Here is a 20,909-nt window from a genome sequence, read left to right as displayed (position 1 = left end):
ATACCATTTGGCTAAGCCAAACGGAATGCTTTGGGAAGGTTTTTTTTATCTTATTCTTTTATAATTATATCAGTTTATAAATTCTTTGATTTTTTGTGATAATTCAATAAAAGTAAGTCTTTTACAGGTTTGATCAAAATTTGGGAAAATTTCACTTTTAAGAATTGAAAAGAAATACTCAATTTCACGATTGTCAAGACTATTACCAATTCTTGACATTGATATTTTACCTTTTAGTGATTTTATTTTTTTAGTATATTCAAGCGAAGAATAAGCAGATCCATGGTCAGAATGTAAAATAAAATTATTTTTGAATTTTGTATTGGTGATATTATTCAAAATTAGTTCAGTATCATTTCTAAGTGATAATTCATAGGTCACAAACTTAGTTTTATGATCAATAATTGCAGATAAATAAATATGATTCTGTTCAATATCTTTTGGTGCTGGTATATAGGTCACGTCTGTTGCATATATATTATTGTTGCTTGAATTATAATCTCTTTTTACTAAATCAGGTACTTTAACACTAGTATTTTTAGATTCTTTAGTTTTATGTTTTTGTCTAACAAATGTTTTCAAATTCAGTTTTTTCATATAATTTCCTAGGGTTCTAGGATTTATTTGAATATTATATTCTTGGAAAATATATTTAGCAAGTCTCCTTCGTCCATACCTTTCTTTATTTTCGACAAAACTTTGAAAAATTATTTCTTTGTGTTTAACCTTTAGTTCTTTAGTCTTGTTGTTATCTTTCAATTTCTCGTAATATGTAGATCTTGAAACACATATCATTTTAGATTTTTTAGTATGTGAAAGATTCTTGATTTTCTTTATCTTTGAGATATCTGCATCAATATTATTTTCATTAAAAATTCGATAGTAGTATTTTATAACTGCATCTTTTTCATCATCTTTAAGAGTATCAATTCATGTATAATCGAGAACATTCTTTTTCTTTCTCCCAACACCTTTATCTTTCTTAGGTGATTTACAACTTTGTGATTCTATGTTCATATTTAAATTATACAGTTTTCTTTTCTTTAACATATTTCTCATTGATTCTTTATTTCAGTATACTTTTCTGATATCAAAACATAAATTTTCAAATTCTGCCTTGGTTATTCCCAGGTTCAAATATTTATCGTATAAGTCAAAAATTTTGACCCATTCCTTAGTCTTTAAATGTCTCATAACTACCTCTCTTTCTTTATATTAAAAATATTCGGATTTTGTCCGAATATTTTTTCCCTGTCTACCTTTGCATTAACTTTTTTTATAAAATCGTTATTAAAGTTGTTTAAAAATTCTTCGTTTTCAGTTTCAAAACCTGGGTTTAATAATAATTTAAGTTCAAAATTATTATTAATTGGAATGTTTTCAAATTGACCACTATTGTGTAGTACAGTTGTCATAAATTGATTTCTAATTTCAAATTTATTATTATTTATATTTTCATATCATATTAAATTTTGTTTTGCGTGTTTAAAGTGAGATGGTACAGCAAAATAGGTTGCTAGAGTACCAGTACTCAATAAAGTTAAAAAGAGTGTTTTGGGTTTATTTTTCATATGGATTTCTTTAATTAAAATAGCTTTGATTTATTTGATGTATTTATTATAACAAATTATAAGAAAGTTTATTGTAATTTTTTATTAAGATTTACTCATGTAGTATAGTATATTTAAATGATTCGTAACGAGTTGAATAAATAAATTTAAAATATTAATATATATTAGCAATAATAACATTATTCGTAAAAAGTTATTATATTTGAAACTACAAGATTTTCTAGTTTTTGCTTCAGATATATATATATATATATATATAATTTGAATTATGAAGAAAAAATGATATTTAATGCTTACTGGTGTGTCCATTACATTACCAATTGCATTAGTAAGTTGTGGCAAAACTGAGGAACCAACACAACCAAGTAAACCGTTGCCAATTATTAGTCCAAATCCTAGGGATGCTGAGATAACAAATCCTGATAAATTAACAGAAGTGGGCCATGATGAGGAAATTTCACCCCAAGATACTAAAACGCAGCAAACACAGCCTCAAAAATCTGCAAATTCTAATGAGTTAGAAAAAGAAATAAATATTTATAAACATAATAATCGTGAGGTTTTAAGCACACAGTTTCAAAATATTTCATCACTGGATGAAATTAAAGTAAAAATAGCTATTAATGAGTATTATATGTTAAGCATTGAAGCCCAAACTCAGTTAGCGCAGGTAAAAACTTTGTTGGATGAATTACAAAAACAAATATATAAATTAGCAGGAGATGCAATTGAAAAAGAAATTACTAAATATAAAAATGATAATCAGAGTATTTTCGCAGGTTTAATTAATAATGGGTGAAATAATGATTTTATTAATATATGGAACCTAACTGCTGTAAAATATGCTCTAAATTCATATAATAATTTGAGCATTAATGCAAAAACCAAATTAACTCAAGAAAAAATCCTGCTTAATCAACTTCTATTAAAAATAGAAAACTTAATACAAGACGAAATAAACAAGTATAAAAATAGATATGTTAATATTTTAAATAAAACCATAGAAAATATTACCTTAAACGATTCGCGGGAAGTAGCCGAAGCAATAAGTAAGCATAGAGGTCTTCATAGTGTTGTAAAAGAGAAATTGCAAACAGAATTTGAACATTTAGAGAAATTACAAGAAGAAATATGGAATTTAGAAAGTGTAGAATACTACAAAGAACAACACAAAGTTATTTTATCCAAAGATGTAAACAATATTACTTTAGATGACGAAACAAAATGAAAAGAAGCTTATGATGATTATGATCGTTCAAATGACAGTGTAAAAGCTAAATTGGAAACTGAAAATAATCATTTGCAAGACTTAAAAAGGAAAATGAACATTTTATTAGAAGAGTTTGTTGAAACTGCATCAACTAGATATAAAAATGATTATAGTGCTATCTTAGTTAAAGATGTAAATACCATCACCATTCATGATGAATCTGATCTTGTCAATACAATTAATTCATATTATAAATTACGTGAAGAAGTACAATTAAAATTAGAAACTGAGTTTAACCATTTAGATAATTTATGAATTAAGTTTTGAAGAATAAAAGATGAAAATAATTCTAATCCAGATACTGAATATAAAAAAGGTGAGCACAAGAATATAGATGCTTTAAATGCTTATATTAATGGAGGATATTCATGAGAACTACTAAGCGCTACTTATGCTAAATACTCTAGATTGCTGGATAAACCAGAATTATTAAAAAAATATGTTGATTTAACAGCTTATAATAATTGAGATAAATTGTGGTATGATTCAAGATTGATTGCATTAAAAATCCCAAGGTCTACTTCAGAATTAAAGATTCCTTTTGGTAAAATGATTCTTTTAATGCATATAGATGTTAATAGAATGATAAGGATTAGTGCTAATATAAAAAAATATTGATCCGAAGGTTACAAACCTAGCAATATTCACTCAGCTCTATGAGTAAATGAAAAAGGTGAATTAGAATCATATGTTTTTACTCCCCCAATTAATAATAGTGACAAAGCAGAAGACAAAACATTATTTGATTTTATTCGAGAAATAAATGCTAATGAGGCAAAAGCAAATTTTTATCAATTAAAAGAGCTAAAAGAGATTTTTTGAGATTTTCAATAACTTATTAGAAAATATTGAAGTTATTTAACTAAAACTAAAATATTTGGAAATCCAAATATTTTTTATTCTGTACAATGTTTAAAACTAATCATTATAAAAACTATTTACATTTTTGTGTATATAATGATTGCAAAAAACCACCTAGGAAAAATATTCCTAGGTGGTTTAATTATCTATAATCATTAATTCCTGGTGTAAAAACTTCAATTTCGTATCCATCTCATGAGGTTATTTTATCAATCACTACAATATGAGTAGTTGCATGGTGGTCAAAAGCATGTGCAACTGTTTTGTCAAGTGATTCATATTTATATTTAAAATGAAAACTTAACTTCTTATCATTGCCTTTAATAGCTTCAAGCCACATGCCAGATTCTTTTGCTACTCTAAAGGTATCAGTGGTAGTATGATCTAGACCATTAATAATTAAAATGGATTTTTGATTGAAATCTATGTCTTTGAATTTATCTTTTACTTCGTTATGTTCTTGTGGAAATTCATGGATATTATTTATTAATTGGAAGATTCTATCTCTATTTTTAACTATATTATATTCTCTCCAATTTTCAACTATTTTATCTAATGATCAACGTCTTTCTGTTGATCATAAAAGAGCTTCAAGCTCAGATATTTTTTCATGATTAGGGGATTGCAACACTTCTATACGTGCAAGGAGTTCTTTATTTTTTTCTTTAAATGTGTCATCCATTAAGTTGTAATGTATTAGATCAAAATATTCAATAGATTTTTTATCTCAAAGTCTCTCTTTAAAGCCTAGGAATGTATGGGGTTGATGTTTTCTAATAACTTTAGTTGAACCATCACCAAGTAAAGTTTCAGAATAATATGATTCATATGCAGCATTGTCATCAGTCTCTTTGGGTTTATTATAATATGGATCATTATTGTCTCTGATACACGAAGTTGTTATTAAGGGTAAAAGGGTTATTATAGAACAAGATAAAGTATAAAATACCTTTTTAAATTTACTTTTCATGTGGATCATCTCCTTAAAATATTATATAAAAATTAGTTGTAATACTTTTTGAATTTATTATTGTATCAATCGATATACTCTTGTGCATTTTGTTCAAAGGATTTTTCTATTGTTGGATAAAAGGTCTTTTCTATTATTTCTTTATTTTTGGGAAGGCTAAACACGGCCCACTTCACAGATGTATCAGAAACCCCTGGCTTTGCAGGTGGACCGTGTGGATCCATTACATAATTAATTGTAATGGTATTATCATCAATAAAAAATATTATTCCCACTTCCCACCAACCATCAAGCGAAGTATCAATATAAATATTTTTTGTATCTAAAACTTTGTATACATCTTGATTTTTTAGATAAAAACTTTCAAAGGATTCTTTTATATCTTCGTCTGTTATGTTGATTCCAGGATAATTATGTATTTCCTTAAATCTTTTGATTATAAGATTTTCAAAATCTTGTCTTGTAGAAATTTCTATAAGATCTAAACCTTTTTTATTTTTATAATCTTTGAAAAAACTTTCATTAAAAACTTTTTGGACTTGGGTGGTTTCCCTTACTTCTTTAAATGTTTTAGTATCTCATTTTTCCGGAATAAAGGACTTAAATGTTATGTGCTCCGTTGTAACTCTTTTAAGATGAAAACCTATTTCTCTAATTTTATCATCCAAGGCTTCCCTTTTTTCCTGTGGTGTTAATGGTCTTTCTGGCTCTTGTGGTTTTGTATTTTCAGAACATGAATATAGTGCTAGCGGAATTAAAGAACACGCAACCAAAGTTAAAAATCTTTTAATTTTCATTATCTCTCACAACGTGCGTAACAGCAATTAAATCATGAACTGAATTAGAGAATGAATTTTTGGTATATTTATAAATTCTATATCTAAATGTTCCGGACTCAGGAGCTATATATTCTAACAATTCATCATTGCTGAATGAAGAGGTCACTTGTTGGACTTGCACTCACTTACCATTTTCATCCTTCCTTTCAAGATATAAATCATAATCTGTAAATCAACTGTTGTCTTGAATCCTTAACATCTCAGTTTTAGTTATATGTCTTTCATTCCTATGAGTTAAATCTCAAAGTGCTGCCTGGGCTAATATGTTTTTCTTTTCTTCTTCTTGTGCTTGTCTTCTAGCTGGAGAGAAGAAATTTGCTATTGAATTTCACCAACTTGTATCGGGTGTGTATACTGGTCTTTTTTCATTTGAATCTAAAACGCCAGCATTAAAAGTTCACGAACTAGATACTTTTATTATTTGATTTTTTTCTAGGTTTATTTCTTTACTTGAAAATACATAACCAGTATCTTGTGTTGGTTTAATTCTTACAATTCTATGGTTGTTTGCGGCTTCTAACATTTTTTGGAAATCTGCTGTACCAGCACCATATTTGACAGCATAACCACTTTTTTTGTATTCTAAATCCTTGACCTTTGGAGTTACTGCAGAAGCTGATAAAACGGATTTAACAATAGGTACAATTACATCGCTATACCTTATATTTTCTTTATATTTTAATAAATTAGATATAAGTCCAGTTATCAGTGGTGCGGCAAAACTTGTACCTGCTGTATATTTATTTATATTATATACTGGATCATATAACAACCCTGGTGCAACAACTAAAGGTTTAGCTAAATTTTTGTATTCTTCTCTTAATTTATAATTAGATGTAGCTCTAATAGTATTACTTGGTATGTCGTATTTAGATGATCATGTATTTAGTTCTCCCACAACTACTGAGTTAAATGATAGTTTTTCATTTGAAATTAAGTGCCTATTGTCTTCCCCTTCATTTCCAGCTGAAATAACATTAATTATGCCATATCTTCGTGATATATAATCAAGGAAGTAAGAGTCTTCATTATAACTGTAAAAATAATGAGGATTTATGTATTCTTTTTTTGTTTTCTTGTCTATTTTTTTTAGCCAAGGACCATAACTATGGTTTATAATTTTAACACCTCATATTGCTAATTTTTCGATAGTTTTAGTCCAATAACTATCATAGCTTTTAAATGTTTCCAGAAATATTTTAGAATGTTTGTCGACACCGTACATTCCACCTATTACCATAGAAACTAATGTTGAATGTGAACTATTTTCCTTTTCGTCTTTTGGTTTTGAGCTAAAATCATTAACTCTTATATTGTTATTGAAATATTCAAGATACCTTTTATCAATTGGATTTTCTCATGATTCTATAACACCAATATTAATATTTATTACTGGGTGGTTATAGTATTCAAAATTAAATAAAGGCATGTTAACGATCTGTCTGTTATTATCTAAGGTTTTTCTAAATTCATCAAGTCCTCGAACATAATCAGATATTCCATACGGATTTGAATAAGGATTTTTACCATTTGTTGATTCAAGATCTGAAATATTATCATTTTTAAAAAGAATAAATTTATGAATTTCTTGCCAATTCCTTATAAAACCAACAAATTTTTCTCTATCATTTTCATTATCAAAATAAAATCATACAATAGGTATCATTTCACTTATTACAAATGATTTATATTTTAATTGATTACTTTCAACTTTTTTTACAAAATTATTATTATATACTTTAATTTCTTTTTCGTCCGTAACACCATTTCCTGGGTTTAACAATAATTTAAGTTCAAAATCGTTGTTAAGAAATACTTCCTCATTTTCCGCATTGGCGCTTTGGATATGAAAGGCTTTTTGCTCCCTAATTTCGAATTTTTTCCCTGAAAATTTATCATATCATGCATTAACTTTTTGGATAAAACCAAAATTATTCAAAGAAACTCAGGTTCCAAGACCTATAGCGACCCATCCTAATGTAAATATAATATTTTTAAATTTTTTCTTGCTCATATATGACTCCTTTTTCTTTTGTATATTTGTATAAATATATAAAAAGTGCAAAAATAACCACCATAATATTTGAATGTTTTGAATATCTATTTTCAAAGAACTATGGTTTGTTAATTTTGCACATAATAATTATATCATATTTGAAAAATTGTTCCTGATTATTGTATTTAAAACTTAATTTTGGTTTACTTGTTTTAAAAATCAAGCTAGATCATAATTACCAGGATCATATAAATGAGCTTTGAGAATTTGTGATGATAAAGATCTATAGTTTTGCAAAGAAAGAGGATTCTTATTTTCATAATTAACACCAAAAAGATTATATTCACGAGTGTCATAACTATAAAATACTGCAAATTGACCGTCTCCCATATATCCGCCAGTACCAGCTGTATGAATACCAAAATAGTTAAGTTTTCCATTATTTATAATTCATACAGGACTTCCTGATGCACCACCACCTGTAAAGATATGTGAATAGTAGTTACGCCAGCCTGTAGCATAGCGGTTATCATCAATTCATAATGGTCTTCGAATAATAGATCCAGCAGTTTTCTTAGTAGGAAAACCTAGTGTTGTAGCCTCCCAAATCATTGGAACTGAAGGAATTCTAAATTTAGAAGGAACATCTAGACCAATATTAGATTGGCTCATAAGTTTATTTGTTCTTAAAACTAGGTCCATATGCCCATTACTTAGTGCTTCACTCATTTTTTCATTTAAATCCATTACTGAGATAAGCATATCATTATTTCCTTCTTTACTACCATCTTTAGATACTTGATTCGAGGAAAGTCATAAAGGTTTAACACTAACATTTGGATATTTATGAGTTATAGAATAATGTTTTTGTCTTTCTAAGTCACTTCCAATTAATTGAAAAGGAAGGTAATATGTGTTTCCTGCATGTTTATGCAGGAATGAGTCATCAATAACATCATTTCAATTACTTGCTTCTTGTTTTGCAATATGCATGTTTGTCAAATAGTAAAATGTAGCATTATTTGGATCATTATTTGTTTTGGATAAAAAGCCGCCAGTACCTAAATTACCCCCCCCTGTATCTACTATTGTTCTTAAATATGCATTTTCCACAACATCTCAGTTCCTTCACTCTTCAAGGCGCATGTATTCAGCATCCATTTTGTATCCTTCATGTAATTTGAAGGATACATTTTGGTTTGGTTGATAGACATCACGGTTAGCTAAATATTCTCAATCTGAGAAAATGGTAATAGGTTGGTTGAATTGATTATATTCCATGTTATTATAATCAAAGCGGTTTTGGTTAACTTTAAAATCTTCTAATTCTTCATCATTTGTATATTGTATTGTTGCGCTTACAGCAGCAGGTAATATTAAAAATGCCCGATGTTTTTCAAAAGTGTCCTGAAAACCAATTTGAGATTCAGGTTCATCAATAATGATTTTATGTGAATTATCTTCGATATAGATTTTGAATTCAATACCAGTTGTTTCATTTCAGGTTAGACTTACTATATATTTAAAGGTATCTTCTGTATTAGTTTTAGCTTCTTTAATATATTTAATAGTTTTAGAAGCAATTAATTCATCTAAATTAATGTTAATGGCAATGGCATTTTCTGTATTACGAATCCGCTGATTTCTTTGATCATCATTAATTAAAGAATTAGCATGTATATTAAATTTAATATTTCTATTTCTAGCATTTGGTTTTAATAATGTTTGTTCAAGATATTTTCGTTTAAAAGTTCATGATGCAATATTAGTACGAGTATTGATATCTCATAATAAATCATCTCACATTGGTTCAATTACACGATCACGAGTAATTGAATTTAGAGAATCTTGAATTGTTCTTAAATTTGAATTTCTTCATGTAAAACTTTCGTATAAATTATTTGTTTGACTTAATGCAAATCCTTTTATTTTGTATCACGTATTACCTTGAATTCATTTATTGCTTTTATCTTGGACCTTAAAGCTGATGTATGCTTGGTCACCAGAAATACGTTTTATAGAATTTATTTTAAATATTGAAGCTGGTAAAGAGAAGTTTTTGTATTGAATTTCATTATTTTCATTAACTTTCAATTTGATTACTTGTTCAAGGCCATTTAAATCTCTTGCTCATTCATCTGCTGTTTTAGTTTTTAAGGTTTCATAATTAATATTTAAATCACTTAGTTTTATATTATTAACCATGATCTCTGGGTAGTGGTGTTGTTGGTAATCGTTAACTAAATTAATTAAGGTATATTCTTTTTCATTAGTATATCTAATTGATTGATCAGTTTTCTTAATTCATCCAAGTTTAAATGACATACCACGCTTACCAACACGCTTTACATCATATCAAACTGGGAAATAATCTCCTCGTAATGTGCTTATATTTGTTGCATTAACCTCTATATCTTTATCATAATATTTGTTATCTAATGGAACATATGCTTTATCATCGTGATTTACACCTTTATTATTAGAACCTGTGTTATTTATTAACATTAAATATTCCATGTTAATAAATGCTTTTTGGTCAATTAAATCTTGAACATTGATAAGTCTAAAATCAGGTTCTACTTTAGTTGATGAAGTAAGCCTTGGAGTAAAGTTTGATTCATTAACAGAGTTAATTAAATTAATAATATTTTGATCTGGGGCTGTTGCATCTTTAAAGTCTTCTGCAGTAAAGATTTCGCCTTTAGGCTTTAAGTCAAAGAAGTTAAGTAATTTGAAATTGTTAATTTTAATAGAATTTTTATAAATATCTTGATTATTTTCGCTTGGCACTTCAACTCCATCTTTTTTGTATCATAGAATTAATTGTGCTGTTCCATTTCAATCATCAATATTAATAACATCTTTAATAAATAATTCATATTTACCAAATTTAGGCAAAATATATGAATCATTGAATGCTCTAATTGCATCAGAAGCAAGGTATATTTCATGAGTTGTTTTGGTATTTGGTTTAAATTTTAAAGAATTGAAAAATGTTGCTGAAGTTCCTTCAAGGATTTTAAAGATCTTTGCTTTATGTATTTCATCAAGATAATTTTGGTATGATCCTTGATTATTTCAAAAGTCTACTTTATGCAGTGTTGGCCGTTTTATTTCTCTTATTATTTGGTTATTAAATAAAATTCTTAACGTTACATATAATTGTCCATTTCTATATTCAAAATCATTAAGAAATTGATAAGTAAAGAATTTGGAAATTTTTCTTGATTTAGGTTTAAAGTATGAAAGTTTATCTTCAAAACTTAAATTCAAAAAATCACTTTCTTTTAATTCATTTAAACTCTCATAATTTACATTAAAATTCTCATCAATGTGTCAAAGGTTAATTTTGTCAATGTATTGAGTAACATCTCTAGCGAATGTTTTGGAGAAATTATAAGTGTAGTTTATGCCTGGATTAGGTTTTAATATTACTTTAACTTGCATATTTAAAGTATTTCAATTTCTTGGGTCTAATTCTAGGTTTGTAATTTGATAATCAATATATTCATTATCATGCACATCAAAGAATAACTTTGTATTTTCAAAAGTATATGATGCTGAATATGAATATTTTTCGAGGTCATATTTTTTACCTAATTCATCATATTCAAATTTTAGTCTCTCACCTGCATCATCTTTGAAGTAGTCTAGTAGTGTTTTGGAATCTTGCTCCTTGTTTTGTTTTAGATTAGTATTAAGAGTTTGATAAGTTTGTAATAAAGTTTCAAAAGATTCGATATTTGATTGCATTGAAACTAGCGAGATTTTATCTAATAAGCCACCTGTAAATAATTTATTATATTTGGATTTTTCTTTGTAATAATCTAAAACTAGTTTTTGTGAACCTTGGCATTCATTTTTAATATATGTTTCAATGCTCGTTAGTTTATTATTAACTTGTTCAAAGATTTGCAGGAATTTAGTAAATTCTTCGTTAAAGGTATTTAATGATTTAAAACTATAAGTATTAAGTAAATCTTTTAAATTATCTTTGTTATTTTGTGTTAACTGTGCTTCTTCTATTGTTTGAATTAAAGAATTTCTTAGTTTAACAACTTGGCTTGTTTCAAGGTGATTTAGTTTTGTTTTTAATTGATAAATACCCTCTAAGTTATAAATATTTTGGATCTCAGATATTAATGACTGTTTATCCAGTGGTGAAATATTTGAAGATTCAACAGTTTTAAATAACCCATTTTTAGCATTCCTTACATCATGCGCTATTAGATTATTTTCAATAATGTAATTAGTTAATGAAGTAAAGTTATTTTCGAATTCATTATTATAGGAAGATATGTTATTTATTGACAGGTTTTCCTCAAGAAATATTTTAACTTTATTTAATTGTGCAATTAAAGGTTTGTTATTTAAACTAAATGCAAATGTAAACAACTTATTTAGTTTTGTAATATTATTATCAATTTGTTTAATCAACTCCAAAGGATTCTTAACTTCTTTATTTAAATTAAATAATTTATAAATTGCAGAATTTAAAAAGTCTTTAACAACTTTATTATTAAGATTAAGTTTCTTTGCTTCGTTTACGAACATATCTAATTCTTTGTTTTTCTCAATCACTAATTCATTGTATGCTTGAATATCAGAATGAGTTTGTTTAATTTCTTCTAGTAATTGAGGAGTTAAATTATTTAAGTTTAATGAGGTTGTATTAATAATCTTGTCATATTTTTGAAGTTTTGTTTTAATTGAATTAAAGTTTTCATTGTTAATACCAATATCTGAATAAAGACTTTCAATATTAGCATCTAAGATATTTAGATACTCAGTTGCAAAATTTATTAGAATATCAGATTTATTAGCTGAAATAGGTTCTTTTGTTTGTGTAATATTATTTTGTAATATATTTAACTGTTTTCTATTTTGATTATTGAAAAAACTAATTATCTTTTGATAATTAGGATCTTTTTCTTTATCTTCTTTTTCAAGTCTTTGAGCACTATTACAACTCATTATTATAACTGGTAGCAACGTTACTAAAGGGATCATTAAAACTAACTGTTTCTTTTTATGCATAAAACCTCACATTTATTTATTGTAATTATTTTACAATAAATAAAGAAAAACCTGTATTTTATACAGGTAAGTAAAATATTATATGTAGTTTATTTTAAATAGTTTTCCTCTAAATACTTCGCTAACCCAGATTCAGCACAAGTTAGCGGTAATACTTCATCTGCTATTTCTTTTAATTCATCTGTTGAATTAGCCATAGCAATCAATTTACCAACTTTGTTTTTAGTTGAAGCATCATTTCCGCTATCACCAAAGTGGATGGCATTTTGAGGATCTATTCCCTTTAGTTTGCAATAGGCTACTTCTGCATCACCTTTAGAAACATTGATTTTGGTAATTTCTAAAATATTATTTGAACCACTAAGAGTAACTTCTAATTTGCCTTTATATTTTTGGCCTCATTCAAGAGCAAGTTTTCTGATTTTTGATTTTGAAATTGACCAAACTAGTGCCTTGAAGATCTCAAAATCATTTTTATATTCTGAATATTGTTTAGCTTGTTCCTTACCAAAGCCCATTCAAAATTTATAAAAATTATTTTTAACAAATGCATGTTCTTTTGAAGAATTAAAAACAACAAAACATTTGTTCTTTTTAATATCATCAAAGAGTTCTTGGGCTACTTCTTGTTCGACCGGAAAACTAGCAATAACTTTACCATCTTCAACAATTTTTGCCCCATTTCAAGCTATATAACTATTATTACCAAGCAGTGATACAATGCTTTGTGTCTTTTGATTTACACCTCTTCCAGTTGAAACAACAACTGGGAGTTGTTTTTGCAACTTATTTATTACATTAATTGTATATTCAGTAGGCATTCGTTCTCAGAATTTAACACCTGGTCCGTCTAATGTTGTTCCGTCTAAATCAATAAAAATTATTTCAGGTTTGTTCATGTTAATATTATATATTAAAAAAGATCTTTAAAAGTTATTTAAAGATCTTTTTGTAAATATTTTTTGATAAATTGTCCTATGGCACCGGTATTATGATCACCAATTACTTCTTTAGCGACTGCTTTAGCATCTAAAGTAGCATTACCCATTGCAAGACCATAACCTACGTTTTGGATCATTGTCACATCATTTCCGCTATCTCCAAATGCTACAATATTTTGAATATCCACATTTAATGAATTTGCTAAATATTTTAAGGTATTTCATTTTGACACATTAATTCCGTTGATATCTGAATAAATTGAATTTGTTAAATATACTTCGCAACCACTTTCTTTTAAAGCAGCGGTTAATTGATTAGTAACATCTGCTGCTTTATGAATATTGTTACGCAAAGCAATTTGCGTAATTATTGTACCTGGTTTATAAATATTGTCTCAAACTTCTTGTTTTGTTGAAGGAGCATAATATGTATCACTTTGTACGTGAGTTTTTGTGGCTCATTCACTCATATATTCATCATGAATTAAAGTTTGATTTTTATCTATTGTATCAACACGCAATAAGATTGATTTAGTTTCAATAAAAATATTATAAATAATTTCCATAACTTCCGGTTTAATACTTTGAATTATTTCGTTTTTTCCGGTTTTTGGGTCATGAATCATAGCGCCATTCGAGCAAATAAGAAAATCAATTGAAGACAAATCATTATTTTTAAAAAGTGGCATTATATTTGACAAGCCACGCCCAGTAGCCACAACATTATAGTGACCTTGTTTTTTAACTAACTTTAAAGCTTCAATAGTTTCTGAGTGAACATAATTTTGTTTTGTTAATAATGTTCCATCTAAATCAAATGCAAATATTTTTTTCATTATTTAATTACCTCTAAGCCATTCATATATGGTACTAAAACTTTAGGAATTGTAATAGATCCATCGTGGTTTTGATAGATTTCTAAAATAGCTGCAATAAGACGGTCAACAGCCATGGCTGAACCATTCATTGTGTGAGCATATTCATTTTGCCCCTGATCATTTTTAAAACGAATCATAGCACGGCGAGCCTGAAAATCTCCCATATAACTCACACTTGAAACCTCACGATATTTTTGTTCAGAAGGTAACCATAGTTCTAAATCAATTGTTGTTCTTGCTGAAAAACCAAGATCACCAGTACATAATTGTAATAAACGGTGTGGTATTTCTAGTTTTGTTAATACATCTTGTGCATCTAAGACCATTTGTTCAAACTCACTATTAGCAGTTTGTGAATTAGTTACTTTAACTAATTCAACTTTTTTAAATTGGTGTTGGCGTAAAATTCCTTTGGTATCTCGTCCTGAACTTCCTGCTTCTGATCTAAAACATTCAGTATAAGCTGTTGCTTTAAATGGTTTTGATAAATCTACCACCTCATTGTTATAAATGTTTGTTAAAGTTACTTCTGCTGTTGGTATTAAATATTGTGAATTGTCTAATTTATATAAATCTTCTTCAAATTTGGGTAATTGACCAGTACCAAATAAAATATTATGATTAACTATAACTGGTGTTGTAAATTCTTGGTACCCTTTAGTTTCGTGTAAATCTAGCATAAAATTAATTAATGCGCGCACTAATTTAGCCCCTTGGTTTTTATAAATAACATACCTTGAACCTGATAATTTTACAGCTCTTTCAATATCAATAATATCAAGTTTTTTAGCAATTTCGTAGTGTGGCAATGTACCAGAAACCAATCCCCTCCCTAACGTTGGATATTCTTTTAAAACTATATTGTTTGTTTCGTCTTCACCAACAGGAACAGATTCAAAAGGTAGATTTGGAATCTGTGCTAAAAGAGATTGTATCTCATTATTTAAATCATCAGATTTTTTAGTTAAGGATACTTCTTGAATTTTTACATCATCAATTTGCTCTTTTAATTCAGATAGTTTATCAGGTTGATTTTTATATTGTCCAAATAACTTTGATAATTTAGTTAATTCACTTTTTTTATTTTGCGCTTGGAACATAAGATTTCCACGGCTTTGTGCTTTATTTAGTAAATCATCAAATATTGCAAGGTCAAAGTTTCTGCTTTGCAAACTTGCTTTAACTTTCTCAGGATTTTTTAAAATATTTTTTAAATCTAGCATTTTTCTCGCTTTCTCTTTTAATTATAATAAATAATGTATAATTTAGTTACAAAATTTCAACGAAGGAGAAAAAATGCTAAAAATTTTATTATTAGATGGTGCACTTAATACAAGTGAAACATCATATTCAACTGCAACAATGAATCATATTGAATCATTATTTGCAAATGATAAATATTCTGTCAAAAGAATTGATTTAAATCAAACTGAATTTGCTAAGACAATGTTAACTGAACAAAACTTTAAAACATATTGAAATGATATAGAAAGCGATAAATGGATTAAAGAACTTAAGGAAACTGACTTATTAGTCATCTCAATGTCTATGATTAATTTTGCACCAACTAACACAGTTAAAAACTTTATTGATGCTATTGCAGTTGCTGGTAAAACATTTACATATGAAGGTGCAACATCAGCAATGCCAATTGGATTATTAAACAAACTTAATGTATTAGTAGTTGCTTCACAGGGCGCAGGCTATGGAACATATACATGAGGTGATCATATTAAATGATTAAAAGGAACTTTTGGATTTTTAGGAGCAAAATGTGTTAATTCATTTGATATCTTAGGAACCAAAGTTACAAGTATTGCTGGTCAAAGTCCACAAGAATATGTTGAATCAGTTAAAGGACAACTTGAACATTTAGTTACAGAAATTAAAAGTAAATTATAAAAATCAAAAAACAAACCACCAGGTTTGTTTTTTGTCTAAAAAGGGTTAAAATGTCGTCTTTTATAGTCGTAAAAAATACTTGACATAAAAAATATTTTTATTGTATAATATAAACACGCTTATATTACGTATATATCAATTTATTTTAATTTATAAGGAGGCAAAATGAGCAAAAGAACTTACCAACCTAATAAACGTAAACATGCAAAAGTTCATGGATTTAGAGCTAGAATGAAGTCTGTTAATGGTAGAAAAGTATTAGCTAGTCGTAGAGCTAAAGGTAGAAAAAGACTTACAGTTTCAGATAACAAATAATATTGTTAAATTATGAAAAAGAAATTCCGACTCAGCAAAAATTGAGATTTTGAAAAAATAATTAATTCTAAAAAATATATTTCCAATGATACATTAATTATTTATTATCAAAAATCAACTGAATGTAAAATTGGTATTACCATCCCAAAAAAATTTGAGGGTTCTGTTGGTCGTAATTTTTATAAACGGCAATTAAAGTCGATCTTAAGAGAACTAAACGTTTTTGACCTTAAGTATCATATAATAATTATTGCTCGTAAAAAGTTTTGCGAAATTAGCTACAATGATAAAAAGGTAGCTACACAAATACTTTTTAAAAAATTAAGGAATTATGAAAAAAACACCGCAATTTAGTTATTTTTCTAATTTAGAAAATGATCCACAAAAAAGAAGAAGTGAATTAACAAAGAAAATTTGAAAAATTGTCAAAATCATTCTTTACTTATTTGCTTTTTCTATTACTATAACAGGCTGCGTGCAGTCCTTTGTTTTAAAAACTTCATCAAATGTAGGTAATAGTATCGAGTTTTACCGCCGTCCTGAAGATATTGCACCAAAACTTAATACTTTTAAACCTAAAAATGTAAATAACACTTCAACTTACACCGATGCTAATGGTGAAACTGTTAAAGATAAAAGTATAAACTTAAGTTTGGATGTCTTACAACAAGATGCTGATGTCAACGTATTGGTTGATAATAAAGATACTTTAAAAAACCTTAGTAAACAAACTATTGACAACAAAGGTGTTTATGGAAAACACGGAATTTTCATGACTAGTATTGGAGCTGAAGGTATTAAAAGTGAAGATTTAACAAAACTAGGTTATTCAAAAATAGATAATGAATCTAATATTATTCAGAAAGATAATAAGAGTTTATTCAGAAGTGAAAGTGAACTTAAATATCAATATTTACACGATCCTAGTTTAGATGAAAATCAAATTTTAATTTTTAGTTACCTTCCTGATCAAAATTCCCCATTTTTAGCCTTAAAGCAAAAAGAAATTAAAACTACAAATTCTGCTGGTTCTGAAGTAACTAGAAGATATAATGAAGTAGATGAAAATGGGAAAGTTGCAGTTTCATTTATTTCAGGATTACAGAAAGTAGATTATGTTTCAAAAGAAGCATTAGACTCTATTACTGGCGCAACTGATCAAACAAGGAGTTTACTTAACCGTGCATTTGCAAGAGATGTTTTACAATTCTTCTATGCATATACATTTGGGAAAGATAGTAAATTATTACAAAGATTAAACACTGTAGCTCAACAAGAATATAAACAAACCTTTAATTCATTTAATGACTATTATAGATTCTTAGTATCTAGAATCGAAAATAAAGATACAAAAATACAAAATAATAATGAAGAGCTATTTAAAATAACCCAAGAAGAGTATGCAATTATAAATGCTTACCATGAAATAATTTATGCTTGATTAATGCAATTTGGTATTGTTCCAACACGTGTTTCAGGGAATGCATATAAAGCGAGAGTTTCTGAATTAATTACTTCATCTACTAATAAATATGACGAAAATACATATGCGATAGAAGAATTCATTGCAGAATATAATAAGAATGCTCCGCAAGGCGAAGCTAAATTGCAAACTAATATTTTATTAGGCGGTGATTATCCTGTTCAGCCTATTTATACATGAGGCCAAGCATGAACATATGGTCCATTTTATGGTTTATTAGTCTATCCTTTATCTGTTGTTGTTCAATCATTAAGACAAGCAATGCCGGATATGGATGGTTGGTCATCAATCATTGCTATTTTAATTGCAGTTATCTTTACTCGTTTACTTGTGCTAGCTCTTTCATTTAAATCAACAATCATGCAATCAGTACAAGAAGGGTTAAGAAATAAAAAAGCAGCTATTGAAGCTAAATACATGGGATTTGAAAATAATAAGGCCATGAAGATGAAAAAAAGTCAAGAGCTTCAAGCTTTATATAGCAAATATAATATTAATCCACTTGATCAATTTGCTAACATCTTCCTGTCAATGCCAGTATTCCTCGCGATGTGGCGGGTAATTCAAGCTATTCCAGAACTTAAAGAAACATTCTGGCTTGGAATTAACTTCTCATCTGTATCATGACAAAAAGTAACTAGCGGTAACTTTGTGTATATATGGATTTTAGTTGCTGCAATTGTGGTTCAATTAATTTCACAACTTATACCTCAATGGTTGAACCGGAAGAAAAATAAGATTTCAATGACTATTACGGAAAAACAAGCCTTGAAAAAATCAGAAAAAACCCAAAAGTATATGATGATTATTTTTACGGGTATTACAGTCTTGTTTAGTGCCGGAGTTCAAGTTTACTGGTTATTTGGTGGTTTATGACAAATAGGACAAGCATTAACACTTCATAAACTAAAACAAACCAAATGATTTAAACAAAAGTATAGTAAGAAATTAGCCAAGTAACAACCCAAAATATAAACTAAAAGTATTCATTTTTGGATACTTTTTTTGTTTTTCAATTAAAAACACAACAATATTTTTACTGGAAATAACAGTATAAAGGGCTCAAGGGTTAAATTATTTTTCTTGTATATTTGGTATAATTACTTTGGTAAAGCTTCAATTTAACTTTACCAAAAGGAGCTGAAATTATGAAAAAAAGTTTTAAAAAGGCTTTTGCTTTGTTACCTACTTCATTAGTAGCACTGCCTATTATTGGATTAAGTGCTAATACAAATCAAAGTAATAATACTGCATATTTTGATAAAACTGTTACAGAAAATGGTAAAAAATACCATGTAGTAAATGTTAGTTTTGCATTAAAAGATAATGAAATAAATGACCTTAAATCAATGTATTCATTTATTAGTTTTACATTAGAGCACCCTAATATAAGTGGTGGAGATAATGTAATGTATTTAGGATACACAAATAAAGTTGAAGAAGTTACAACTAGTTTTAAAGCAACTGGTGCTAGGCTTGAAAATGGAAAATTTAATGAAGCTACAAAGACATATTCACTAGATGTTAAATTTGCGGGCGATTATGCTTGAACAGCAGCAAACTTTAAATTTGAAATTGGTCTTGGTGGTAGAGAAATTGCTATTAAACCAACAAGCCGCCATGTTGTAAAACAAACTGCTTTAGAAAAAATGAGCCATGAAGAATTACTAAAATTAGCAGCAAGTGTAGAAACTTATAAACCAGAGATTAAAAAGCCTTTTGAATCTGCAGTAAAAGATTTTGCTTTTATCCCATTAGATGAGAAAAAAGTAAATGCTAGAAATGCTTCATCAAACATACATATTAATGCTGTAACTGGTAAACCTTTTGTAACATTACAAGCTACAAAAGAATACTTAGATATTCTTCCTCATTCGCAACACTTAGGATTAGTTCCTAATTTACCTTTATACCAGGTAGTTATACCAAATAACCATAATTTTTCAGAAGATCCAAGTAGAAAACTTTACTTAAATATGACAATTCAACAAGAAGGGCAAAGCACTGGAAATGTTTCATATGTAATTGAAAAAAATAAAGCATCTCTTATTTCAAACCTTGGATCAAATAAGAGTGATATAAGTTTATATACTAGTACATATAAATCAGATGATGAATTAGGTTACATAACTTTCCAACTATTATTAGGAAAAAGATGAGACCCTTCAAAAACAAGAATTGTTATGTCATTTACAGGGTATAGAAATGGATCATATTTTGATGTTGCTGGTAAAAATAGAAAAACTGGTGATGTTACACTTACCAAATGACAAGAAAATGAAATTTGGAGAAGAGGAACTTGAAATAAATATGTTTCATTTGACAAAAGTGTTGTAAGTAGTACAGGTAGATCAACCAATCAAAATGATCATAATGGCAAAGAGGTAACAATCGAACTATCACACCCAGATACCCCAAAAACTACTATGAAATATAAAATCAATAATGATAAATTAGAACCAGTTAATGTAGTTGCAAACCAAGTTAAATTTAAGGCTTATGTTAAAAATGGTATGAAATTAGTTAATGGTGATAAACTAGGATTTTACGTTGAATTTAGTAGTCTATTTGATCCTACTAAAGCAATCATTAAAGTAACTTATAATAATAAAACACAAGAAGTTAAAATGCCAAATTTCTGGGGTTGATTTGGGGATGACCCTAGGGATACTAAATAAATTAAAATATTCGCATTAATTGCGAATATTTTTGCTTTTATAATATCTTTTATTTTGTCTGAAAAAAGTAAAAAGTTTTCTCAAAAAAAATATATAATTTTTTTGAGAAAACTGATATTCAACTATCAATAATTTAGGAATATTATTAATATTTGTTTTACAAATTAG

15 protein-coding genes are annotated in these 20,909 nt (G+C 27.6%); 6 read left to right on the top strand and 9 right to left on the bottom strand.

Features of this window, described 5'->3' with window-relative positions; all coding sequences use genetic code 4:
* Window positions 1-45 precede the first annotated feature (45 nt).
* On the bottom strand, window positions 46-1,194 hold the full coding sequence (locus AC0B4N_RS01100; protein WP_465102071.1) for an IS3 family transposase: 1,149 nt from the start codon (window positions 1,192-1,194) through the stop codon (window positions 46-48).
* Window positions 1,195-1,196: 2 nt separating this feature from the next.
* Window positions 1,197-1,571 (bottom strand): hypothetical protein, encoded by a 375-nt coding sequence (locus AC0B4N_RS01095; protein WP_465102070.1) that lies wholly within the window; start codon window positions 1,569-1,571, stop codon window positions 1,197-1,199.
* A gap of 268 nt (window positions 1,572-1,839) precedes the next feature.
* Here AC0B4N_RS01095 and AC0B4N_RS01090 point away from each other — a divergent pair, with 268 nt between their 5' ends.
* On the top strand, window positions 1,840-3,675 hold the full coding sequence (locus AC0B4N_RS01090; RefSeq protein ID WP_465102069.1) for a hypothetical protein: 1,836 nt from the start codon (window positions 1,840-1,842) through the stop codon (window positions 3,673-3,675).
* Window positions 3,676-3,844: 169 nt separating this feature from the next.
* Here the strand turns inward: AC0B4N_RS01090 and AC0B4N_RS01085 are convergent, their stop codons facing one another.
* From AC0B4N_RS01085 to serS, 7 genes are all read right to left on the bottom strand, one after another.
* Entirely contained in the window at window positions 3,845-4,672 is an 828-nt protein-coding gene (locus AC0B4N_RS01085; protein WP_465102068.1) for a hypothetical protein, read from the bottom strand.
* A gap of 32 nt (window positions 4,673-4,704) precedes the next feature.
* Complete coding sequence (locus AC0B4N_RS01080) at window positions 4,705-5,469, bottom strand: hypothetical protein (protein WP_465101182.1); 765 nt, start codon at window positions 5,467-5,469, stop codon at window positions 4,705-4,707.
* Window positions 5,459-7,525 carry a S8 family serine peptidase gene (locus AC0B4N_RS01075; protein WP_465102067.1) on the bottom strand — a complete coding sequence of 689 codons (2,067 nt, stop codon included), beginning with the start codon at window positions 7,523-7,525 and terminating at the stop codon, window positions 5,459-5,461. The genes AC0B4N_RS01080 and AC0B4N_RS01075 overlap by 11 nt, the downstream gene beginning before the upstream one ends.
* A 174-nt stretch (window positions 7,526-7,699) precedes the next feature.
* On the bottom strand, window positions 7,700-12,544 hold the full coding sequence (locus AC0B4N_RS01070; protein ID WP_465102066.1) for an MGA_1079 family surface serine endopeptidase: 4,845 nt from the start codon (window positions 12,542-12,544) through the stop codon (window positions 7,700-7,702).
* Window positions 12,545-12,633: 89 nt separating this feature from the next.
* Window positions 12,634-13,443 carry an HAD-IIB family hydrolase gene (locus AC0B4N_RS01065; protein ID WP_465102065.1) on the bottom strand — a complete coding sequence of 270 codons (810 nt, stop codon included), beginning with the start codon at window positions 13,441-13,443 and terminating at the stop codon, window positions 12,634-12,636.
* 38 nt (window positions 13,444-13,481) lie between these two features.
* On the bottom strand, window positions 13,482-14,321 hold the full coding sequence (locus tag AC0B4N_RS01060; RefSeq protein WP_465102064.1) for a Cof-type HAD-IIB family hydrolase: 840 nt from the start codon (window positions 14,319-14,321) through the stop codon (window positions 13,482-13,484).
* The gene (serS, locus tag AC0B4N_RS01055; protein ID WP_465102063.1) at window positions 14,321-15,586 is read right to left on the bottom strand and encodes a serine--tRNA ligase; all 1,266 of its coding nucleotides are present in this window, start codon (window positions 15,584-15,586) and stop codon (window positions 14,321-14,323) included. The genes AC0B4N_RS01060 and serS overlap by 1 nt, the downstream gene beginning before the upstream one ends.
* 73 nt (window positions 15,587-15,659) lie before the next feature.
* On the opposite strand from serS, the gene AC0B4N_RS01050 reads away from it, so the two are divergent.
* From AC0B4N_RS01050 to AC0B4N_RS01030, 5 genes are all read left to right on the top strand, one after another.
* Entirely contained in the window at window positions 15,660-16,265 is a 606-nt protein-coding gene (locus AC0B4N_RS01050) for an FMN-dependent NADH-azoreductase (RefSeq protein WP_465102062.1), read from the top strand.
* 165 nt (window positions 16,266-16,430) lie between these two features.
* Window positions 16,431-16,580 carry a 50S ribosomal protein L34 gene (gene rpmH, locus AC0B4N_RS01045; protein WP_465101868.1) on the top strand — a complete coding sequence of 50 codons (150 nt, stop codon included), beginning with the start codon at window positions 16,431-16,433 and terminating at the stop codon, window positions 16,578-16,580.
* A 12-nt stretch (window positions 16,581-16,592) separates the two neighbouring features.
* A complete protein-coding gene (rnpA, locus tag AC0B4N_RS01040; protein ID WP_465102061.1) occupies window positions 16,593-16,934 on the top strand; it encodes a ribonuclease P protein component in 342 nt (113 codons plus the stop codon).
* Entirely contained in the window at window positions 16,912-19,023 is a 2,112-nt protein-coding gene (yidC, locus tag AC0B4N_RS01035; protein ID WP_465102060.1) for a membrane protein insertase YidC, read from the top strand. The genes rnpA and yidC overlap by 23 nt, the downstream gene beginning before the upstream one ends.
* 188 nt (window positions 19,024-19,211) lie before the next feature.
* Window positions 19,212-20,741 carry a hypothetical protein gene (locus AC0B4N_RS01030; protein ID WP_465102059.1) on the top strand — a complete coding sequence of 510 codons (1,530 nt, stop codon included), beginning with the start codon at window positions 19,212-19,214 and terminating at the stop codon, window positions 20,739-20,741.
* The last annotated feature ends 168 nt before the right edge of the window (window positions 20,742-20,909 follow it).

Source organism: Mycoplasma sp. 13536 (assembly GCF_055523495.1).
Note: the sequence above shows the minus strand (reverse complement) of the source record. Positions and strands in the feature narration are given on the sequence as shown.